Consider the following 16915-nt stretch of genomic DNA (forward strand, 5'->3'; position numbering starts at 1 on the left):
GTGTTCAGGCGGGCAGGGACACGTCCATGACCAGCTGGAAATTGAGCCTCCCCTGCACCCGCGCCGAAGCCGAGGCGATCGATGCCGCCGAGGATATCGCCGACGGCGTCGTGCTGATGACGACCGAACTCGAGGAGGACGACCGCGAGCATTGGCGGCTTGACGCGTATCTCGAGGACGAACCCGACGCCGCGATGATCGCCGCAATCCAGGCGCTCGTGCCCAGCGCCACCGGTTCCGCGCCGCAGATCGAGGCTTTGCCCGAGGAGGATTGGGTAACGCTCAGTCAGCAAGGGCTCGAGCCGATCGCGGAGGGGCGCTTCGTCGTCCACACCAGCGCGCATCCGGCGGATGTTCCCGCCGGTGGCCGCGCGTTCCTGATCGAGGCGGGGCAGGCGTTCGGCACGGGGCACCATGCGACCACGTCGGGGTGCCTTGCGATGCTCGACCGGATGGCGGAACAGTCCTTTACGCGCGCGATCGACATCGGGACGGGCACCGGGCTGCTGGCCTTCGCCGCACGGCATCTATGGCCGCAGGCGGAGATCGTCGCGACCGACATCGACCCGCGCGCGATTATCGTGACGGAAGAGAATGCGACGCTGAACGGCGTCGACGGGGTCGACCTGATCGTCGCGGACGGGACGCTGGACGACGGGATCACGGCGCGTGCGCCGTATGACCTGGTGATCGCCAACATTCTGGCGGGGCCGCTCGTTTCGATGGCACCCGAGATTGCCGCGATTGCGGCACCGGGGGCGACGATCGTGCTCGCCGGGTTGCTCGACACGCAACGTGCCGATGTCGTTGCAGCGTTCGAACGCTGCGGGTGTGCGCTTGCCGAGACCGATCGGCGTGGCGACTGGACGATCCTGCGCCTGCACGCCGGGGCAGTGCGCTATGTCCCGACCCAGCCGATCGACCCCAAGGGGCGCGATGGCTGGGCGCTGGATCTGTAGCGAACCAATCAGTCGAGCGTCTGGCTGATCAACTGCTTGGGCTTGGCGTCGGTGAAGTTGGCGACGTCGCCGAAGATCTCGGCGGCGTGCGGGCCGTTCATCGCCTGATCGACATCGGTCATCGTCGCGAACGACAGTTCCGCGATGATGACGTACAGCGGCGGCGTCCCGTCGGGCGCTGTCATCCCCTTCAGGATCCGCGTTTCGCTCAGCACGCCGGACCAGCGGTCCCGCACCAGCGGCATGTGCTGGGTCATGTAATAGTCTTCGTCGAAATGGTCGGACGCTTCGTACAGGATGCTGACGATGATCATGCGGTGTTCCTAGAGAATGGGTTAACGCTTGCCCAACGCATAGGCCTGCGTTCCGTTCGTGATCATCGTGTCGCCCGGCAGCACTTCGGCGACCGGCACGTCGGGCTGCGTCGCCAGCGTGCGATACAATGGGGCGAAATCGGTCTCGACCGTTACGCGCAACAGTTCCTCGAAACTCGGAATGACGAAATAGTTCTGCTGGAAATCATCGATCCGATATTCGGTGCGCATCACCCGTTCCAGGTCGAACGCGATCCGGTTGGGGCTCGGATCGTCGAGCGCAAAGCGGCTCTCGGCGAAGCTCGATACGATCCCTGCGCCATAGATGCGCAACCCCTCAGGTTCGGCGATCAGGCCGAATTCGACCGTGTACCAATACAGCCGCCCGAGATATTTGAGCGCATCGAGTCCCTGTGCACGCTGGCCTCCGCGCCCATAGGCCGCGAGATAATCTGCGAACACCGGGTCGGCGAGCATCGGCACGTGCCCGAACACGTCGTGGAAGACGTCGGGTTCCTGCAGATAATCGAGCTGGTCCGCACGGCGGATGAAATTGCCTGCGACGAAGCGACGGTTCGCCATATGGTCGAAGAACACGTCGTCCGGCACCAGGCCTGGCACCGCGACGACCTGCCAGCCGGTCAATTGCATCAACCGTTCGGACAATTCGTCGAAATCGGGAATGCCGGGCTTGGACAGCTTGAGTACATCCAGCCCGCGTAGATAGGCGTTCGAAGCACGCCCCGGCAGCAATTTCGCCTGGCGTTCGAACAGGGTATCCCAGACGCGATGCTCCTCTGCCGTAAAAGCGTCCCAGTTTTGCGGAATGGTCCAGTCGGCGTTGGCCTCTGCGGGGGGAGCGTCGAGAACATGCGTATCATCGGTCATCCATCATCCCTACCATAGCGATCGTTGCGGTTGAAACAGGAAGCGAATGCGACAGTTGCGTCTTTCGGTCGGAATCGGCCTTTTTCTTCTGCTGCTTGTGCTGGGGGCGTACGGTGTCGCGGGGGTGGTCGGCGGTTTGATCCCGTCCAATGCCGGCTCGGTTCGCCCGGCGCAGGGCATTCCCGTCATTATCGAGAGCAACGGGGTCCACACCGGACTGGTGCTGCCCAAGGTCGCGGCCGGGGTGGATTGGCGCAACCTGCTGCCCGCGGGCGACCTCGCCGATCCGCGCTATGCCGCCTATGATCATGTCGCGATCGGGTGGGGCGATCGGAAATTCTACGTCGAGACGCCGACCTGGGCGGACGTGCGCCCGATGACGATGCTCTGGGCCGCGCTCGGCAGCGGACAGACCGTCCTCCACGTCGAGCATATCGCGATGCCCAAGCCGGGGCCGGACGCGCGCGTTATTCTGTTGCGCCCGGGAGAATATCGCCGGTTGGCCGCGTTCATCCGGGCAAGCTTCGCGCCGCGAGGCTGGCACCGCACGGGATACGGGATGGACGACGCCTTTTACGCAGCAACGGGTCGATATGACGCGATCCACACGTGCAACGCCTGGACCGGGGACGGCTTGCGCGCTGCGGGTGTGCGGGTCGGCGCGTGGACGCCGTTCTCTGCGACCGTGCTCCACTGGTTCGCGGCATGAAGCCGCCATCGCGCCTGTTGTGGGCCGCGGAACTGCCGCGTGCCGCCTTCGGGCTCGCATCACTGCTGGGCGCGCGGCGCAAGCTCGACGCGGCCCCGCGCGGGGACGGGCGGCCGGTGCTGTTGTTGCCCGGGATGATCAACAGCGACAGGTCTATGGTCGTGCTGCGGCGCTATTTGCGGCGTCTCGGGTATCGCGCCGAGGGCTGGGGCCTGGGACGCAACCTCGGGGTTCGGGCGATCGGTTTTGAGGGCGCGCTGTTGCTCGAGCGAGTCCGGTCGCTGCATGCGGAAACCGGGCAGCGTGTGACGCTGGTGGGCGTCAGCCTCGGGGGGATCATGGCGCGCTACGCCGCGCACCGGCTGCCGGACGCGGTGGCGGAAGTGATCACGATCAGCTCGCCCTTTGCGGGATCACCGCTTGCCACCAACGTGTGGCGGACGTTCCAGCTGCTGACCGGCGAGCGGATCGATTCGCCCGGCGTGCTGGCGCAACGCAAGCTGGTGGCGGAACCGCTGCCCGTGCCGTCGACCGCGATCTGGAGCCGTAGCGACGGGTTCGTCAACGGCATGATCTGCCACGATGCGAACGGCCGGACGATCGAGGTGCGCAGCAGTCACGTGCTGGTGCAGGTGCGCCCCGAAGTCCTGCTCGCGGTTGCGCGCGTTCTGGGTGAAAGCAGCGCTGCGCAAGCCGCCTGACGGTGCGGCGCAAGGCCGACCGTCAGGGAGGCGGATCGATCAGCAATCGCGACGACGGTCCTCGCGGCACTCGCGTTGCGCCTTGCGGCGCTCGCGGCCTTCGCGTTCTTCCTGCTTGCGCATCTTGCGGCCGTAGTTCCGGTCGGATTCGGACTGGCTGGTCGTGGTCCAGTCGATCGTCTTGCCCGCGGCCTTGACCGGGAAAGTCACGATGCTGGCAGCGGTCCGGACACAGCCGCCCGCGACGAGCGGCAGCATCGCGGCAGCGATCAGGGGGAGGTACTTCATCGTTTTTCCTTCAGGGCGTTACGCACTTCTACCCCAATACCCGGAAAGTCGGTGAAAAAACCGTCAACGCCAAGCGCGAGATAGCGTCGCATCGCGGTGTCGACGTGTCCGTGCGTCGCGGGATCGGTGCCGACCTGCAAGCTTTTGGGCAGGAACGCGTTTTCCGCGCGGAAAGTCCAGGGGTGGAGCCGCAGCCCGACGGCGTGCGCGTCCGCCACCAATGTGGTTGGCACGGCGTCGCTGTCCTCGATCATCGCGAGGCCCGGGCCGATGCCGTAAGCATAAGCCGCGACAGCCTTGAGGCCGGCGGGGGTGATCATCGCGGCGTAGCTCGGGGTAGCGTGGTCGGCGGGACCGCCACGCGCATCCATCAACTGGATCAGTCGTAGCCCGGTCATGCCGTGCAGCCGCTTGAGATTGTCGACCTCAAACGACTGGATGAACACCGGGTCGGACGGCTTGTCCCAGCCCGCTGCCTTCAGTTGCGCGACGAGCAGTGCTTCCATCGGATGCCCGATGCCCGCGAAATAGCTCGGATGCTTGGTCTCCGGGTAGATCCCGACGACCCGCCCGCCGACCGAATGGCGTTTGGCGAGCGCGATTACCTCGGCAAGCGTCGGCACCTCGAACTGGCCGTCATATTTCGCGTTGTCGGGGCGCAATTTGGGCAGGCGCTCGATGGCGCGAAGGGTCTTCAACTCGGCGAGCGTGAAATCCTCGGTGAACCAGCCGGTATGGCTCTCGCCGTCGATCAGCTTGGTGGTGCGGCGTGCGGCGAATTCGGGATGGGTCGCGACGTTGGTCGTGCCGGTGATGTCATTCTCGTGTCGCGCGACGAAGACATTGTCCTTCGTCAGGACCAGATCGGGCTCGATGAAATCGGCCCCCTGCTCGATCGCGAGGGTGTAGGAGGCGATGGTATGTTCGGGACGCAACCCGCTTGCGCCACGGTGCGCGATGACGATTGGCGGGGAGAGCGGTTGGGATTGTTTCGGGGGCATCGGCGCACCTTGCGCCATTGCCGGAACCGCCGCCAGCAGCGACAGTGCCGCAAGGCATCGCACGCCGCGTCGGACGGGGTGAGAATAAAGCCGAAACCCGCGTGTATCTGCGGAAACCAAATCATTCATGTTCGTTAACCCGTACTGAAAAGGAGGCGCTGCCCCATGCAATTCACCATCAACGGCGAAACCCGTACCGTAGAACCCGATATCCGCGCGTCGCTGCTCGACGTGCTGCGTGAACACGTTGGCCTGACCGGCACCAAGAAGGGCTGCGACCACGGCCAGTGTGGTGCGTGCACCGTGCTGGTGAACGGGCGCCGGATCAATTCGTGTCTCACGCTCGCGGTCATGCATCAGGATGATGACATTCTGACGATCGAAGGGCTTGGCAGCGCGGACAATCTGCATCCGATGCAGGCGGCGTTCGTCAAGCATGACGGATATCAGTGCGGTTACTGCACGCCGGGGCAGATCTGCTCGGCGGTCGGCATGCTCGACGAAGTGTCGAAGGGCTGGCCCAGCCACGTCACCGACAAGCTCGACAGCGTCTCGCTCAGCGGTGACGAGATTTCCGAGCGGATGAGTGGCAACCTTTGCCGCTGCGCGGCCTATCCCAACATCGTCGACGCAATCTCCGAAGTTTCGGGCCTCGCGCCCGCCAAGAAAGAGGCAGCGGACGCATGAAGACCTTCGCGTATAGCCGGGCGGACAGCCCCGAAGCCGCGGTCGCTGCGGGTGGACGTTTCATTGCGGGCGGGACCAACCTGCTCGACCTGATGAAGCTCCAGATCGAGACGCCGGAATCGCTGGTCGACATCAGTCGGCTCGATCTCGCGAAGATCGAGGAGCGCGAGGATGGCGGTCTGACGATCGGGGCGCTCGTCCCCAACAGCGATCTCGCCGCCGATCCGCGCGTGATCGAGGGGTATCCCGTGCTGAGCCGTGCATTGCTCGCGGGCGCATCGGGGCAGCTTCGCAACAAGGCGTCGACCGGGGGCAATTTGCTCCAGCGGACGCGTTGCTATTATTTTTATGACAAGGCGACCGCCTGCAACAAACGCGAGCCGGGCACGGGCTGTTCGGCGATCGGCGGGGTCAACCGCATCCTCGCGATCCTCGGCACTAGCGAGCATTGCATCGCCACGCATCCGAGCGACATGGCGGTCGCTATGCGCGCGCTCGATGCGACGATCGTGACGCTGAAAGCAGACGGCGATCGTCGTCGCATCGCGATTGGCGAGTTCTATCGTCTCCCGGGCGACACGCCGCATATCGAGAACGTTCTCGAGGCGGGCGAACTGATCACGCACGTCGAATTGCCGGCGCCGCCCAAGGGTGAACAGATCTACCGCAAGGTCCGTGACCGTGCATCCTATGCGTTCGCGCTGGTGTCGGTCGCCGGGATCGTATCGGTCGAGGACGGCAAGATCGCATCGGCGTCGCTGGCGTTCGGCGGGCTCGGTCCGATGCCGTGGCGTGACCCCGCAGTCGAGGCCGCGCTGGTCGGTCAGGCACCGTCGGATGCAGTGTTCGGTGCGGCGGCGGATGCATTGCTCAAGGATGCCAAGGGCTACGGTACGAACGATTTCAAAATTCCGCTCACGCGCCGCACCCTGATTGCGAGCCTGCGTGAGCTGACGGGAGTTTCCGCATGAGTACGACCAACGCTCTGAAGATGGACAAGCCGGCGCCCGACAGCCTGCTCGATACGAGCACGCAAGGGATCATCGGCAAGCCGCTCGACCGCAAGGAAGGGCCGCTCAAGGTTTCCGGCGCGGCGACCTATGCGGCGGAGTATGCGATCGAGAATCTCGCTTATGGCGTGATGGTCGGTGCGCCGTTCGGCAAGGGCAAGGTGACCGGCGTCAATTCGGACGTGGCCAAGGCGCTGCCAGGCGTGATCGATGTCGTGACCGATCTGGACAAGTTCATCGCCACCCCGGCGCAGGGGCTTGCGCCGAAAGCACCGCAGGGCGTCGAAAAGGTACAGTATTTCGGCGAGTTGGTCGCGATCGTGCTGGCCGAGAGCTTCGAGGCTGCGCGCGATGCGGCGCAGCAGGTCGTGGTCGAATATGACGAAGCCGATGACGGCCGGTTCGACTTCGAAGCGTTGAAGTCGGAAGCGGAGAAGCCCGCCGACGGCGATATCCCCGCGCACTTCTCGCAGGGCGACCTCGAGAAGGCGATGGCGGACGCTGCCGTCACTGTGGACTCGACCTTCACCACGCCGAGCCAGAACAGCGCGGCGATGGAGCCGCATGCCAGTATCGCATCGTGGGACGACAGGGGGAATCTGACGATCCACGGGTCGTACCAGTTGCTCGGGCAGGATGTGAAGCAGCTCTCCGCCGCGCTCGGCGTGAGTGAGTCCAAGATCCGGATCGTCGCGCGCTATGTCGGCGGTGGTTTCGGGTCGAAGCTCGGGATCGCACCGGAATCGGTCGCGGCGGCTTTGGCGGCGCGTGTCCTTGGTCGTCCGGTCAAGTGCGTGATGGCGCGTCAGCAAGTCTTCGATGCGACCGTTCGCCGGTCGAACACCGAGCAGCGGATTCGTCTGGGGGCAACCACCGACGGCAAGCTGACCGCACTCGGCCACGACACGATCGCCTCGAACCTCGCCGATGACGACTATTTCGAGCCGACCGGCCAGGCGACGCACTTCATGTACGATGCCGAGAATCGCGAGATCAACCATGACCTCGTCCGGCTCGACTGGCTTGTGTCCGGGTCGATGCGCGCGCCGGGCGAAGCGGTCGGGATGCTCGCGCTGGAAGGCGCGATGGACGAGCTGGCGGAGAAGCTCGGGCTCGACCCGATCGAGTTTCGCAGGATCAACGAGCCCGCGCAGGACCCCGAGAAGAACGTGCCCCATTCGTCGCGCGAACTGGTGCGGTGCATGGACGTCGGTGCGGCCAGTTTCGGCTGGGACAAGCGCAATGCGACGCCGGGCACGCGCCGTGAGGGCGAGTGGCTCGTCGGCATCGGCATGGCCGCGGCTGCGCGTGCCAACATGCTCCAGCCGTCGGAAGCGCGCGTGACGCTGTCGGCCACGGGTCATGCCACGGTCGAGACCGACATGACCGACATCGGCACCGGAACCTACACCATCCTCGGCCAGATCGCAGGCGAAGTCCTCGGCCTTCCGCTGGAGCATGTCGAGGTCCAGCTGGGCGATACCAACTTCCCGACTGCGGCGGGTTCGGGCGGTTCGTTCGGTGCAGGGTCTAGCGGAACGTCGGTCTATCTCGCGGCGGAAGCGATCCGCGAGAAGATAGCCAAGGCGATGGGTGTCGACGTCGACGCGCTGACGCTCAAGGACGGTCACGCGATTGCCGACAACCGTCGCGTCCCGCTGGGCGAGCTGGCGGGCGAGGGGATCGTCGCGGTCGGGTCGATCAAGCCAGGCAAGCAGGAAAAGGAAACGACCCAGTCGTCGTACGGCGCGCATTTCGCCGAAGTCGGCGTCAATGCCGTGACGGGTGAAATCCGCGTTCGCCGGATGCTCGGCGTGTTCGCGGCGGGGCGGATCCTCAACGCGAAGACCGCGCGCTCGCAGTGCCTCGGCGGCATGACCTTCGGGATCGGCACCGCGCTGACTGAGGATCTGATCCACGATCCGCGCAACGGGAAGCTGGTGAACCGCGACCTCGCGGAATATCACTTGCCGGTGAACGCGGACGTGCCGCAGCTGGAAGTCGAGTTCCTTGAGGAACGCGACATCCATGCAAATCCGATGCACGCCAAGGGGATTGGTGAGCTTGGGATCTCGGGTGCAGGTGCGGCGATCGCCAATGCCGTTTACAACGCCACTGGCTTTCGCGTGCGCGATTACCCATTTACGCTCGACAAGGTGTTGGACGGCCTGCCCGCACTCTAAGGGCAGGCCCTGGCGGGGAATATCATGGCCGACTTCAAGATGGACGCCGATCATTCCGGTCTCGCGTTGGACCGGGGCGTTCAGGGAGTATTGGGTGCCGCACTCGACCGTAGCGAAGGCGCGCTCAAGGTCAGTGGCGCGGCGCGCTACGGCTACGAACATTCGGTCGCGGGGGAGGTGGCCTACGGCTATCTGATCACCGCCCCCGCTGCCAAGGGCAAGATCAGCGGCTTCGATGCCGATGCCGCGCGCAGCCTGCCCGGCGTGCTCGACGTCATCCTCGATGACCCGCGCATTCCGCGGCAGGCCGCGGCGTTCGTTCCGGCGCATGCCGGTAACGACGAAATTGACCATTGGGATCAGATTGTTGGCGTCGCGGTCGCGACCAGCTTCGAAGCCGCGCGTGATGCCGCCAAGGCGGTGACGATGACGATCGAGCCCGCACAGGGTCGGTTCGACACGATGGCGAACGTCGCCGACGCCAGCGGCCCGCCCAAGGACAGCCGTCTGCAGGATATGGCCAAGGGCGATATCGATGCCGCGATGATGGATGCCGTGGTGACGATCGATCAGGTTTATACCACGCCGAATCAAGTGCATGCCGCGATGGAGCCGCATGCATCCGTCGCCATCTGGGACGGCGACACGCTGACGCTCCATTCGAGCTTGCAGATCCTTCACGCCGCCAAGGGCATTCTGGCCAAGTCGGTGGGGATCGAAGCGGACAAGGTTCGTATCCTGTCGCCCTATATCGGCGGCGGTTTTGGGGGAAAGATGCTCGGGCCGGAAGCGGTGCTTGCGGCGATCGCGGCGCAGAAGGTCGGGCGTCCGGTCAAGATCGCGATGGCGCGGACCCAGCTGTTCCACAACGTCTATCGCCGCACCGATACGCATCAGCGCATCCGCTTAGCCGCTGATAAGGATGGCAAATTGACTGCGCTGGCGCATGACAGCGTGGTGAGCCAGGGGCCGGACGGCGGGTTCATGGAGCCAGTCGCGCTGGGGTCGATCGCCTTGTACGATGCGCCGGTGCGGCACTTCACGCACAAGATCGTCACGCTCGACATGGTTCAGGCAGGCGCGGTGCGTGCGCCCGGCGAGGCTGTGGGCATGCTCGCGCTCGAAACCGCGATCGACGAAATGGCGGAGGCGCTCGGGCGCGATCCCATTGATTTTCGGAAGTTAAACGAGCCGCCCGTCGATCCGATGACGGGCGCGCCGTTCTCGACGCGCGCTCTGGTGGAGTGTCTCGACAAGGGCGCGGAGCGGTTCGGCTGGGCCAAACGGTCGCCGCGGCCGGGGCAGGTGCGTGACGGCGAGTGGCTGATCGGCATGGGGATGGCGGCCGCGGTCCGGATCAACCTGTTGGTCGATTCACAGGCGCGCGTGACGCTTTCGCCCGACGGACGTGCGCGAATTGAGACCGATATGACCGATATCGGTACCGGAAGTTACACGATTCTAGGCCAGATTGCCGCAGAATCGCTCGGTTTGCAGATGGATTGTGTCGATGTGATCCTCGGCGATACCGATTTGCCGCCGGGTGCCGGGTCGGGCGGGTCGTTCGGCGCGGCGAGCGCCGGATCGTCGGTCGCGCTTGCGTGCGAGGATATCGTCGCGACGCTTGCCGAGCGGATGCAGGCGGATCCCAAGGACATGACGCTCAAGGACGGCCATGCGATCGCGGGTAACCGCCGCGTGCCGCTGTCCGAGCTGGTCGGCAGCGAACCGCTCGCGGCGCTTGGCAAGATCAGCCAGGGGAGCAACGCCAAGACCTACAGCCAGGCAGCGCACGGCGCACAGTTCGCCGAGGTTGCGGTCAACAGCGTGACCGGCGAAGTCCGCGTCCGCCGGATGCTCGGTGTGTTCGAGGCGGGACGGATCCTCAACGCCAAGCTGGCGCGCAGCCAGGCGATCGGCGGAATGATCTGGGGGATCGGCTATGCGCTGATGGAGGACGCGGTGCTCGACCAGCGCCATGGTGCGTTCGTCAACCACGACCTCGGCGAATATCACATCCCGAGCCATGCCGACGTGCCGCCGCTCGACGTGCTGTTCATCGAGCACATCGACCGCCACGCCAATCCGATCGGGGTGAAGGGGCTGGGCGAACTGTCGATCTCGGGCGCGGGGGCCGCGGTGACCAACGCGATCTACAATGCGTGCGGGGTGCGGGTGCGCGACTTCCCGCTGACGCTCGACAAGATCCTCGGCGGATTGCCGGATATGTAGTTCTCCCTCTCCCCTTCCGGGGAGAGGGTCGGGGAGAGGGCAGTGTGACTAGGGTGATGGCCGGTTTGAGGCACGCCCCTCTCCCCGGCCCTCTCCCGCAAGCGGGAGAGGGAGTAGAGATGGCTGACAATGATTCCGTGCTGAATGCCGCCACCCAGTGGAAGGGCGCCCCACTCGCGCTCGCCACCGTGGTGTCGACCTGGGGCTCCGCGCCACGTCCGCGCGGGAGCCATATGCTCGTCCATGCCGATGGCCGGTTCGAGGGATCGGTCTCGGGCGGATGCGTCGAGAACGACATCCTCACGACCGCCGCCGAGGTAATCGCGGGGGCGCCGTTCCAGCTCAAGAATTACGGCATCGCGGATGCCGCGGCGTGGGAAGTCGGGCTGCCGTGCGGGGGCGAGATTTCGGTGCTGGTCCAGCCGGTGTCGGCCGAAGGCTTCGACCCCGAACTGTTCGACCGGATCGCCGAAGCGCGCGACGACGGCAAGGCGTTGCAGGTGGTGACCGATCTCGCGTCGGGCCAGAGCTCGCTCCGCCCGCAGGAGGGTGCTGCGTTCGTCAACCGCTACGATCCGCCACGTCGGTTGCTGATCGTCGGCGCGGTGCAGATCGCACAGGCGCTCGCTGGCCTCACGCGCGAGATGGGGATCGCGACGACCGTGATCGATCCGCGCGCGCGCTTCCTGACCGAGGAACGATTCCCCGGCGTCACGCTCGACGATCGCTGGCCCGACGAGGCGGTCGAGGCGCTCGATCCCGGCCCCGCGACTGCGGTGGTGACGCTCAGCCACGATACCAAGATCGACGATCCCGCGCTGATCGCGGCGCTTGCGCATCCGACCGCCTATGTCGGTGCGCTCGGCTCGCGGCGAAGCCATGCCGCACGGCGCGAGCGGCTCGCCGCGGCGGGCGTGTCGGAGGCGGACCTCGACCGGATCGATGCGCCCGTCGGGATCGACATCGGCGCGGTCGGCCCGGCGGAAATCGCGCTGTCGATCGCGGCGGCGATGGTGGGCGCGTTCAACGTGGACGAACGCAGGAAGGGATGAGCGCGGTGCTGACCCCGGATCGTTGTGTGCTGATCCTGCTGGCGGCGGGGCGTTCGGTTCGGTTCGGGGATTTGGACAAGCTCCAGCAGGACTTCCTCGGCAAGCCGCTTGCCTTCCATGTCGTGACCGCGCTGGAAGCGATGCCGTTCAAGGCGCGGCTGGCGATCTGCTCGGGGTCGGACCTCGATTTCGCCAGCCGCGGCTACCGCGTGATCCACAATGACGATCCGGGGGACGGCATGTCGGGCTCGGTCAAGCTCGGCGTGGCCGCTGCGCGCGAAATCGGGTGCGACGCGGTGGTGATCGCGCTGGCGGACATGCCGCGCGTGACCGCGACGCACATCTACCGACTGCTGGAGGCGGCATCGGGGCGGGATGCGGTGATCGCGTCGAGCAACGGCGTCCACCCGACCCCACCCGCGGTGTTCGGGGCGGATCAGTTCGAGGCGTTGCTGACGCTGGAGGGCGAAGAGGGCGCGCGCGCGATGGTGCGGGCAGGGCGACATGTGATCGCGCCGGAAGCGGAGTTGCTCGACGTGGACCGGCCCGAGGATCTGGAGCGGTTGCGGAGCTTGCGGTGAGGGTTGGGGCGGGGAGTGACCTTCTTGCCTCTGCCCTAAGCTCCTAGAGCGGTCATTTCGCTCGTTCGATCCGGCCGCTACGGCAATCGCGTCCGCATGACGCCATCCGCGCGCGTCGGCGGTGGTTCGCAAGGATGTTGAGCACACCCCTGGAGACAGGAAGGGTATGTTAGGCGAGCGTTGCTACCGTTCGCCCATGAACAGAAGCTGGCATAGTGGCGATTGGGTGGATTCGCGCATACGATCGGTCTGCGGGGCGCTGCTGGCGATGACGATCATTTCTTATGCGGCGCTACTGCTGACCAGTCATGATACGCTCGACTGGAAGGGGCGCCCGATCGGGACCGACTTCTCCGACGTTTATGCCGCCGGTTGGATGGCCAATCACAGCCGCGCCGCTGCCGCGTGGGTCTGGCCGGAGCATTATCGGGTACAGCAGATGCTGAATAACTCCCGCACGGTTCCTTTCTACGGATGGCATTACCCACCCCCATTTCTTCTGGTTGCAAGCGGACTCGCAACCCTTCCGTATCTCGCCGCGCTGGCGCTGTGGCAGGGCACGACGCTTGCCGCAGCGTTGGCAGTAGCGCGCCGGATTGTGCCCGGGCCCATGTCCGCACTTGCGGTAATTGCGGCACCGGCCAGCTTCGTCTGTATCGGCCACGGCCAGAACGCCTTTCTCACCGCAAGCTTGCTGGCGGGTGGGCTGTTGCTGATCGATCGGCGTCCGTGGGTGGCCGGGCTGCTGCTGGGATGTCTCGTCTACAAACCGCAGTTTGCGGTCCTGCTTCCCGTGGTGCTGATTGTCTTGCGGGATCGCCGGGTTTTTCTGGGCGCGGCGCTGTCATCGTGCGGGTTGGTTGCGCTCACGTTGGCGGTCTGGGGGTGGCCGGTATGGGCCGGATTTTATGAATCGCTGGGTCCGACCCGTGCCATCGTCATCGAAACGGGTCAGACCGGATGGGAGAAAATCATCACGGCCTTTGCATTGGTCCGAGCGTGGGGGGGAGCGGTGCCCATCGCCTATGCGGTGCAGGGCGTTACGACAGTGCTTGCGATCACTGGAGCGGCGATCACGGCGCGCTGGGCAAGTGCGTGCGTGCGCGGTTCGGCCGTGTGCAGTGCGGCGTTGCTTTCAACGCCCTATGCCCTGGATTATGATTTGGTCATTCTGGGCGGTGCGCTCTGCTTTATCGTTGCCGATGCTCGAACGCGTGGGTGGCTGGCTCAGGAAAAAAGCATTCTCGCGCTTGCCTATCTGGCTCCCCTGTTTGGTCGGCAGATGATGGATCTGACCTTGGTGCCGGTCAACTGGATCGCGACGATCACGGTATTCTTCCTGGCGTTGCGGCGCGCGTGGATATTCGATTTTGGTAACGGACATGCCCCACGGGATGGTTTCCAATCCGCGGTGACGTGACCTCGATACGCGGAAGGCATCGCACCCCATGAAATACAAAAAGGGCCGCGAGCATATCTGCTCGCGGCCTTTCCTGTTTACTTGGTCAAGGCGACCGATCAGATGAAGCGGTTGATCAGATTCTCGATCCGCTCCTGACGGCCCGAGCGCGGCTGCGGGTCGATGCTGTGCTCGACCGCGAGATCCGCGATCCCTGCCAGATCGAGACCACCGACCTTCTGCCCGAAGTCCGCATCCCAACCGGCATACCGCTCGGTCTTGATCGCATCGAGGCGACCGTCCTCGATCAGCGCTGCCGCATTGAGCAGGCCCTTTGCGACGACGTCGATCGCGCCGACATGGCCGTGGAACAGGTCGACCGCGTCCATCGACTGGCGGCGGACCTTGGCGTCGAAGTTGAACCCGCCGGTGGTGAAGCCGCCCGCGCGGATGATCTCGAGATTGGCGAGCGTCAGTTCCTCGACCGAATTGGGGAACTGGTCGGTATCCCAGCCATTCTGCGGATCGCCGCGGTTCGCGTCGATCGAGCCGAAGATGCCGAGCGCCGCGGCGGTCGCGATCTCATGCTCGAAGGTGTGGCTGGCGAGGGTCGCGTGGTTCGCCTCGATGTTGACCTTCACTTCATTCTCGAGGCCGTAGCGCTTGAGGAAGCCGTACACCGTCGCGGTGTCGAAATCATACTGGTGCTTGGTCGGCTCGAACGGCTTGGGTTCGATCAGGATCGTGCCGGTGAAGCCGATCTTGTGCTTGTGCTCGACGACGAGCGACAGGAAGCGACCGAAATTGTCGAGCTCGCGCTTCATGTCGGTGTTGAGCAGCGTCTCATAGCCCTCGCGACCGCCCCACAGGACGTAGTTCGCGCCGCCGAGGCGATGCGTCGCTTCGAGCGCGTCACGGACCTGCATCGCGCCGAACGCGTATACTTCCGGGTTGGGGTTGGTGGCGCCGCCGGCGGCGAAGCGCGGGTGGCTGAACAGGTTGGCGGTGCCCCAGAGCAGCTTGCGGCCCGACGAGGCCTGGAGCTTCTCGAGATGATCGACCGCTTCGGCGAAGTTGCGGCGATGCTCGGTGATGTTGGCGGCATCCGCCATCACGTCGACGTCGTGGAACGCGTAGAAGGGGATGTCGAGCTTGGTGAAGAAGTCGAACGCGACTTCACGCTTGGCCGCCGCTGCTGCCGCGTCGTTCGCGCCGGCATGCCACGGGCGGTTGAACGTGCCGCCACCGAACACGTCCGAACCCGGCCAGCAGAAGGTGTGCCAGAAGCACGCGGCGAAGCGCAGATGGTCTTCCATCCGCTTGCCCATGACGACCCGGTCCTTGTCGTAATAGCGGTACGCCAGCTCGTCGTCGGTCTCGGGCCCCTTGAAGCTGATCTGGGGGATGTCGGCAAAGAAATCATTGGCCATTGGGGCGCTCCTTCAAAGGGTCAGTTGGATGCGGTGAGGGGGGAAATCGCGGCATAGGCGGCGCGGAACGCAGCTTTCTTGGGTGCGAGCCGTGCGGTCAATTCCGCATTGGGGGTGATGCGGTGCGAAACGGGTGGGGCGACGCAGACTTCAGCCGGGGTCCCGCCGTCGACCGCAATCTGCGCAAGCCGGGCTGCGCCGAGCGCGGGACCGACTTCGCCGCCCTGGAGGTAGACGAGCGGCACGTCCATCGCCGCCGCGAGCGTCTCGCCCCAGTAGCGCGAGCGTGCGCCGCCACCGATGACCGCGAGTTCGGCGACTTCGGTGCCCGCTTCGCGCAGCACGTCGAGCCCGTCCGCCAGCGCGAACGCGACGCCTTCGAGCACCGCCTGCGCGAGCCGGTTGGCGTCGGTGTCATTGTCGAGCCCGTAGAACGCGCCGCGGACCTGTGCATCATTGTGCGGCGTGCGTTCGCCCGAGAGATAGGGGAGGAAACCCTCGGGACCGTTCGCGACGCCAGCGGCCTCGGCGCGCTGGAACAGTTCGGCGGCACCGGTCGCGCCGGTCAGCCGCGCGACCCAGTCGATGCACGAGGCTGCGCTCAGGTGGACCGACATCTGGTGCCACATGTCGGGCAGGCAGTGGCAGAACGCATGGACCGCACGCGCCGGATTGGGCCGGAACTGATCGTTGGCGACGAAGATCACGCCCGACGTGCCGAGCGACAGCAGCGCCTTGCCATCGGTGACGACGCCGACGCCGGCAGCACCACCGGCATTGTCGCCAGCGCCACCCGCAACCGGGACCTGCGGAATGCCCCAGGCCTCGGCGATGTCGGCGCGAAGCGTGCCCGCGACGTCGGTACCTTCGACCAGCCGCGGCATCTGCGCCTCGGTGAGGCCACAGGCCGCGAGGAGCGTCTCGCTCCAGCGGCGGCCTGCAACGTCGAGCCACAAAGTGCCCGCCGAATCCGACATGTCGGACGCCTTCTCGCCGGTCATCCGCAACCGGACATAGTCCTTGGGGAGCAGCACCGTCGTAACCTGCGCGAAGATCTCGGGTTCGTGGCGGCGGACCCATTCGAGCTTGGGGGCGGTGAAGCCCGGCATCACGATGTTGCCGCCGACGGTGCGGAAGTCACCCGTCGCCTCTTCCAGCGCGGCGCATTCGGCGAAGGAGCGTCCGTCGTTCCACAGGATCGCGGGGCGCAAGGGTTTGTCGTCCGCGCCGAGCAGGGTCGCGCCGTGCATCTGCCCGGCGAGCCCGATCCCGCGGACTGCGCGGCGAACGCTCGGGTCGATCGCAAGGACCGCTGCGCTGGTGGCCTTCCACCAGTCCTCGGGGTCCTGTTCGGACCACAAGGGCTGGGGACGCTGGACGGTGAGCGCGGCGACGCCCTGACCGACGACCGCGCCATGGGTGTCTAGGACGACGGCCTTGACGCCCGACGTGCCGATATCGATTCCGAGAAACATCGGCTG

Annotated in this window: 16 protein-coding genes; 10 read left to right on the top strand and 6 right to left on the bottom strand. The window is 65.5% G+C overall.

Annotation, left to right across the window (positions count from 1 at the left end):
- Window positions 1–26: 26 nt before the first annotated feature.
- Window positions 27–959, top strand: coding sequence for a 50S ribosomal protein L11 methyltransferase (locus ABIC17_RS10665; protein ID WP_354281713.1), 933 nt, complete (start codon window positions 27–29; stop codon window positions 957–959).
- 8 nt (window positions 960–967) lie between these two features.
- On the opposite strand, the gene ABIC17_RS10670 is transcribed toward ABIC17_RS10665, so the two are convergent.
- A complete protein-coding gene (locus tag ABIC17_RS10670; RefSeq protein ID WP_354281715.1) occupies window positions 968–1273 on the bottom strand; it encodes an EthD family reductase in 306 nt (101 codons plus the stop codon).
- A gap of 21 nt (window positions 1274–1294) precedes the next feature.
- Window positions 1295–2161, bottom strand: a complete 867-nt coding sequence (phhA, locus tag ABIC17_RS10675; protein ID WP_354281717.1) for a phenylalanine 4-monooxygenase — start codon at window positions 2159–2161, stop codon at window positions 1295–1297.
- Window positions 2162–2207: 46 nt separating this feature from the next.
- Between phhA and ABIC17_RS10680 the strand changes: the two genes are divergently transcribed.
- Window positions 2208–2870: a TIGR02117 family protein gene (locus tag ABIC17_RS10680; RefSeq protein ID WP_354281719.1), complete on the top strand. Its 663-nt coding sequence runs from the start codon at window positions 2208–2210 to the stop codon at window positions 2868–2870.
- Window positions 2867–3571 (top strand): alpha/beta fold hydrolase, encoded by a 705-nt coding sequence (locus ABIC17_RS10685; protein WP_354281721.1) that lies wholly within the window; start codon window positions 2867–2869, stop codon window positions 3569–3571. Before ABIC17_RS10680 ends, ABIC17_RS10685 begins: the two co-directional genes overlap by 4 nt.
- 39 nt (window positions 3572–3610) lie before the next feature.
- Here the strand turns inward: ABIC17_RS10685 and ABIC17_RS10690 are convergent, their stop codons facing one another.
- Together ABIC17_RS10690 and ABIC17_RS10695 are read right to left on the bottom strand one after the other, a co-directional pair.
- On the bottom strand, window positions 3611–3859 hold the full coding sequence (locus ABIC17_RS10690) for a hypothetical protein (RefSeq protein ID WP_354281722.1): 249 nt from the start codon (window positions 3857–3859) through the stop codon (window positions 3611–3613).
- Window positions 3856–4878, bottom strand: a complete 1023-nt coding sequence (locus ABIC17_RS10695; protein ID WP_354281724.1) for a glycerophosphodiester phosphodiesterase — start codon at window positions 4876–4878, stop codon at window positions 3856–3858. The genes ABIC17_RS10690 and ABIC17_RS10695 overlap by 4 nt, the downstream gene beginning before the upstream one ends.
- 147 nt (window positions 4879–5025) lie before the next feature.
- On the opposite strand from ABIC17_RS10695, the gene ABIC17_RS10700 reads away from it, so the two are divergent.
- The 7 genes from ABIC17_RS10700 (at window position 5026) to ABIC17_RS10730 (ending at window position 14025) form a co-directional block, all read left to right on the top strand.
- Complete coding sequence (locus ABIC17_RS10700) at window positions 5026–5547, top strand: 2Fe-2S iron-sulfur cluster-binding protein (RefSeq protein ID WP_354281726.1); 522 nt, start codon at window positions 5026–5028, stop codon at window positions 5545–5547.
- The gene (locus tag ABIC17_RS10705; protein WP_354281728.1) at window positions 5544–6518 is read left to right on the top strand and encodes an FAD binding domain-containing protein; all 975 of its coding nucleotides are present in this window, start codon (window positions 5544–5546) and stop codon (window positions 6516–6518) included. Before ABIC17_RS10700 ends, ABIC17_RS10705 begins: the two co-directional genes overlap by 4 nt.
- A complete protein-coding gene (locus tag ABIC17_RS10710; RefSeq protein ID WP_354281729.1) occupies window positions 6515–8740 on the top strand; it encodes a xanthine dehydrogenase family protein molybdopterin-binding subunit in 2226 nt (741 codons plus the stop codon). The genes ABIC17_RS10705 and ABIC17_RS10710 overlap by 4 nt, the downstream gene beginning before the upstream one ends.
- A 24-nt stretch (window positions 8741–8764) precedes the next feature.
- Window positions 8765–10972 carry a xanthine dehydrogenase family protein molybdopterin-binding subunit gene (locus ABIC17_RS10715; protein WP_354281731.1) on the top strand — a complete coding sequence of 736 codons (2208 nt, stop codon included), beginning with the start codon at window positions 8765–8767 and terminating at the stop codon, window positions 10970–10972.
- Between the two features lie 119 nt (window positions 10973–11091).
- Window positions 11092–12024: an XdhC family protein gene (locus tag ABIC17_RS10720; RefSeq protein WP_354281733.1), complete on the top strand. Its 933-nt coding sequence runs from the start codon at window positions 11092–11094 to the stop codon at window positions 12022–12024.
- Complete coding sequence (locus ABIC17_RS10725; RefSeq protein ID WP_354281735.1) at window positions 12021–12605, top strand: nucleotidyltransferase family protein; 585 nt, start codon at window positions 12021–12023, stop codon at window positions 12603–12605. Before ABIC17_RS10720 ends, ABIC17_RS10725 begins: the two co-directional genes overlap by 4 nt.
- Window positions 12606–12801: 196 nt before the next feature.
- Window positions 12802–14025 (top strand): glycosyltransferase family 87 protein, encoded by a 1224-nt coding sequence (locus ABIC17_RS10730; protein ID WP_354281737.1) that lies wholly within the window; start codon window positions 12802–12804, stop codon window positions 14023–14025.
- A gap of 98 nt (window positions 14026–14123) precedes the next feature.
- Here ABIC17_RS10730 and xylA read toward each other — a convergent pair whose 3' ends face one another.
- Together xylA and xylB are read right to left on the bottom strand one after the other, a co-directional pair.
- Entirely contained in the window at window positions 14124–15434 is a 1311-nt protein-coding gene (gene xylA / locus ABIC17_RS10735; protein WP_277970067.1) for a xylose isomerase, read from the bottom strand.
- A 20-nt stretch (window positions 15435–15454) separates the two neighbouring features.
- The gene (gene xylB, locus ABIC17_RS10740; RefSeq protein WP_354281739.1) at window positions 15455–16909 is read right to left on the bottom strand and encodes a xylulokinase; all 1455 of its coding nucleotides are present in this window, start codon (window positions 16907–16909) and stop codon (window positions 15455–15457) included.
- Window positions 16910–16915: the final 6 nt, after the last annotated feature.

Source organism: Sphingomonas sp. PvP056, assembly GCF_040549155.1.
Lineage (GTDB): Bacteria > Pseudomonadota > Alphaproteobacteria > Sphingomonadales > Sphingomonadaceae > Sphingomonas.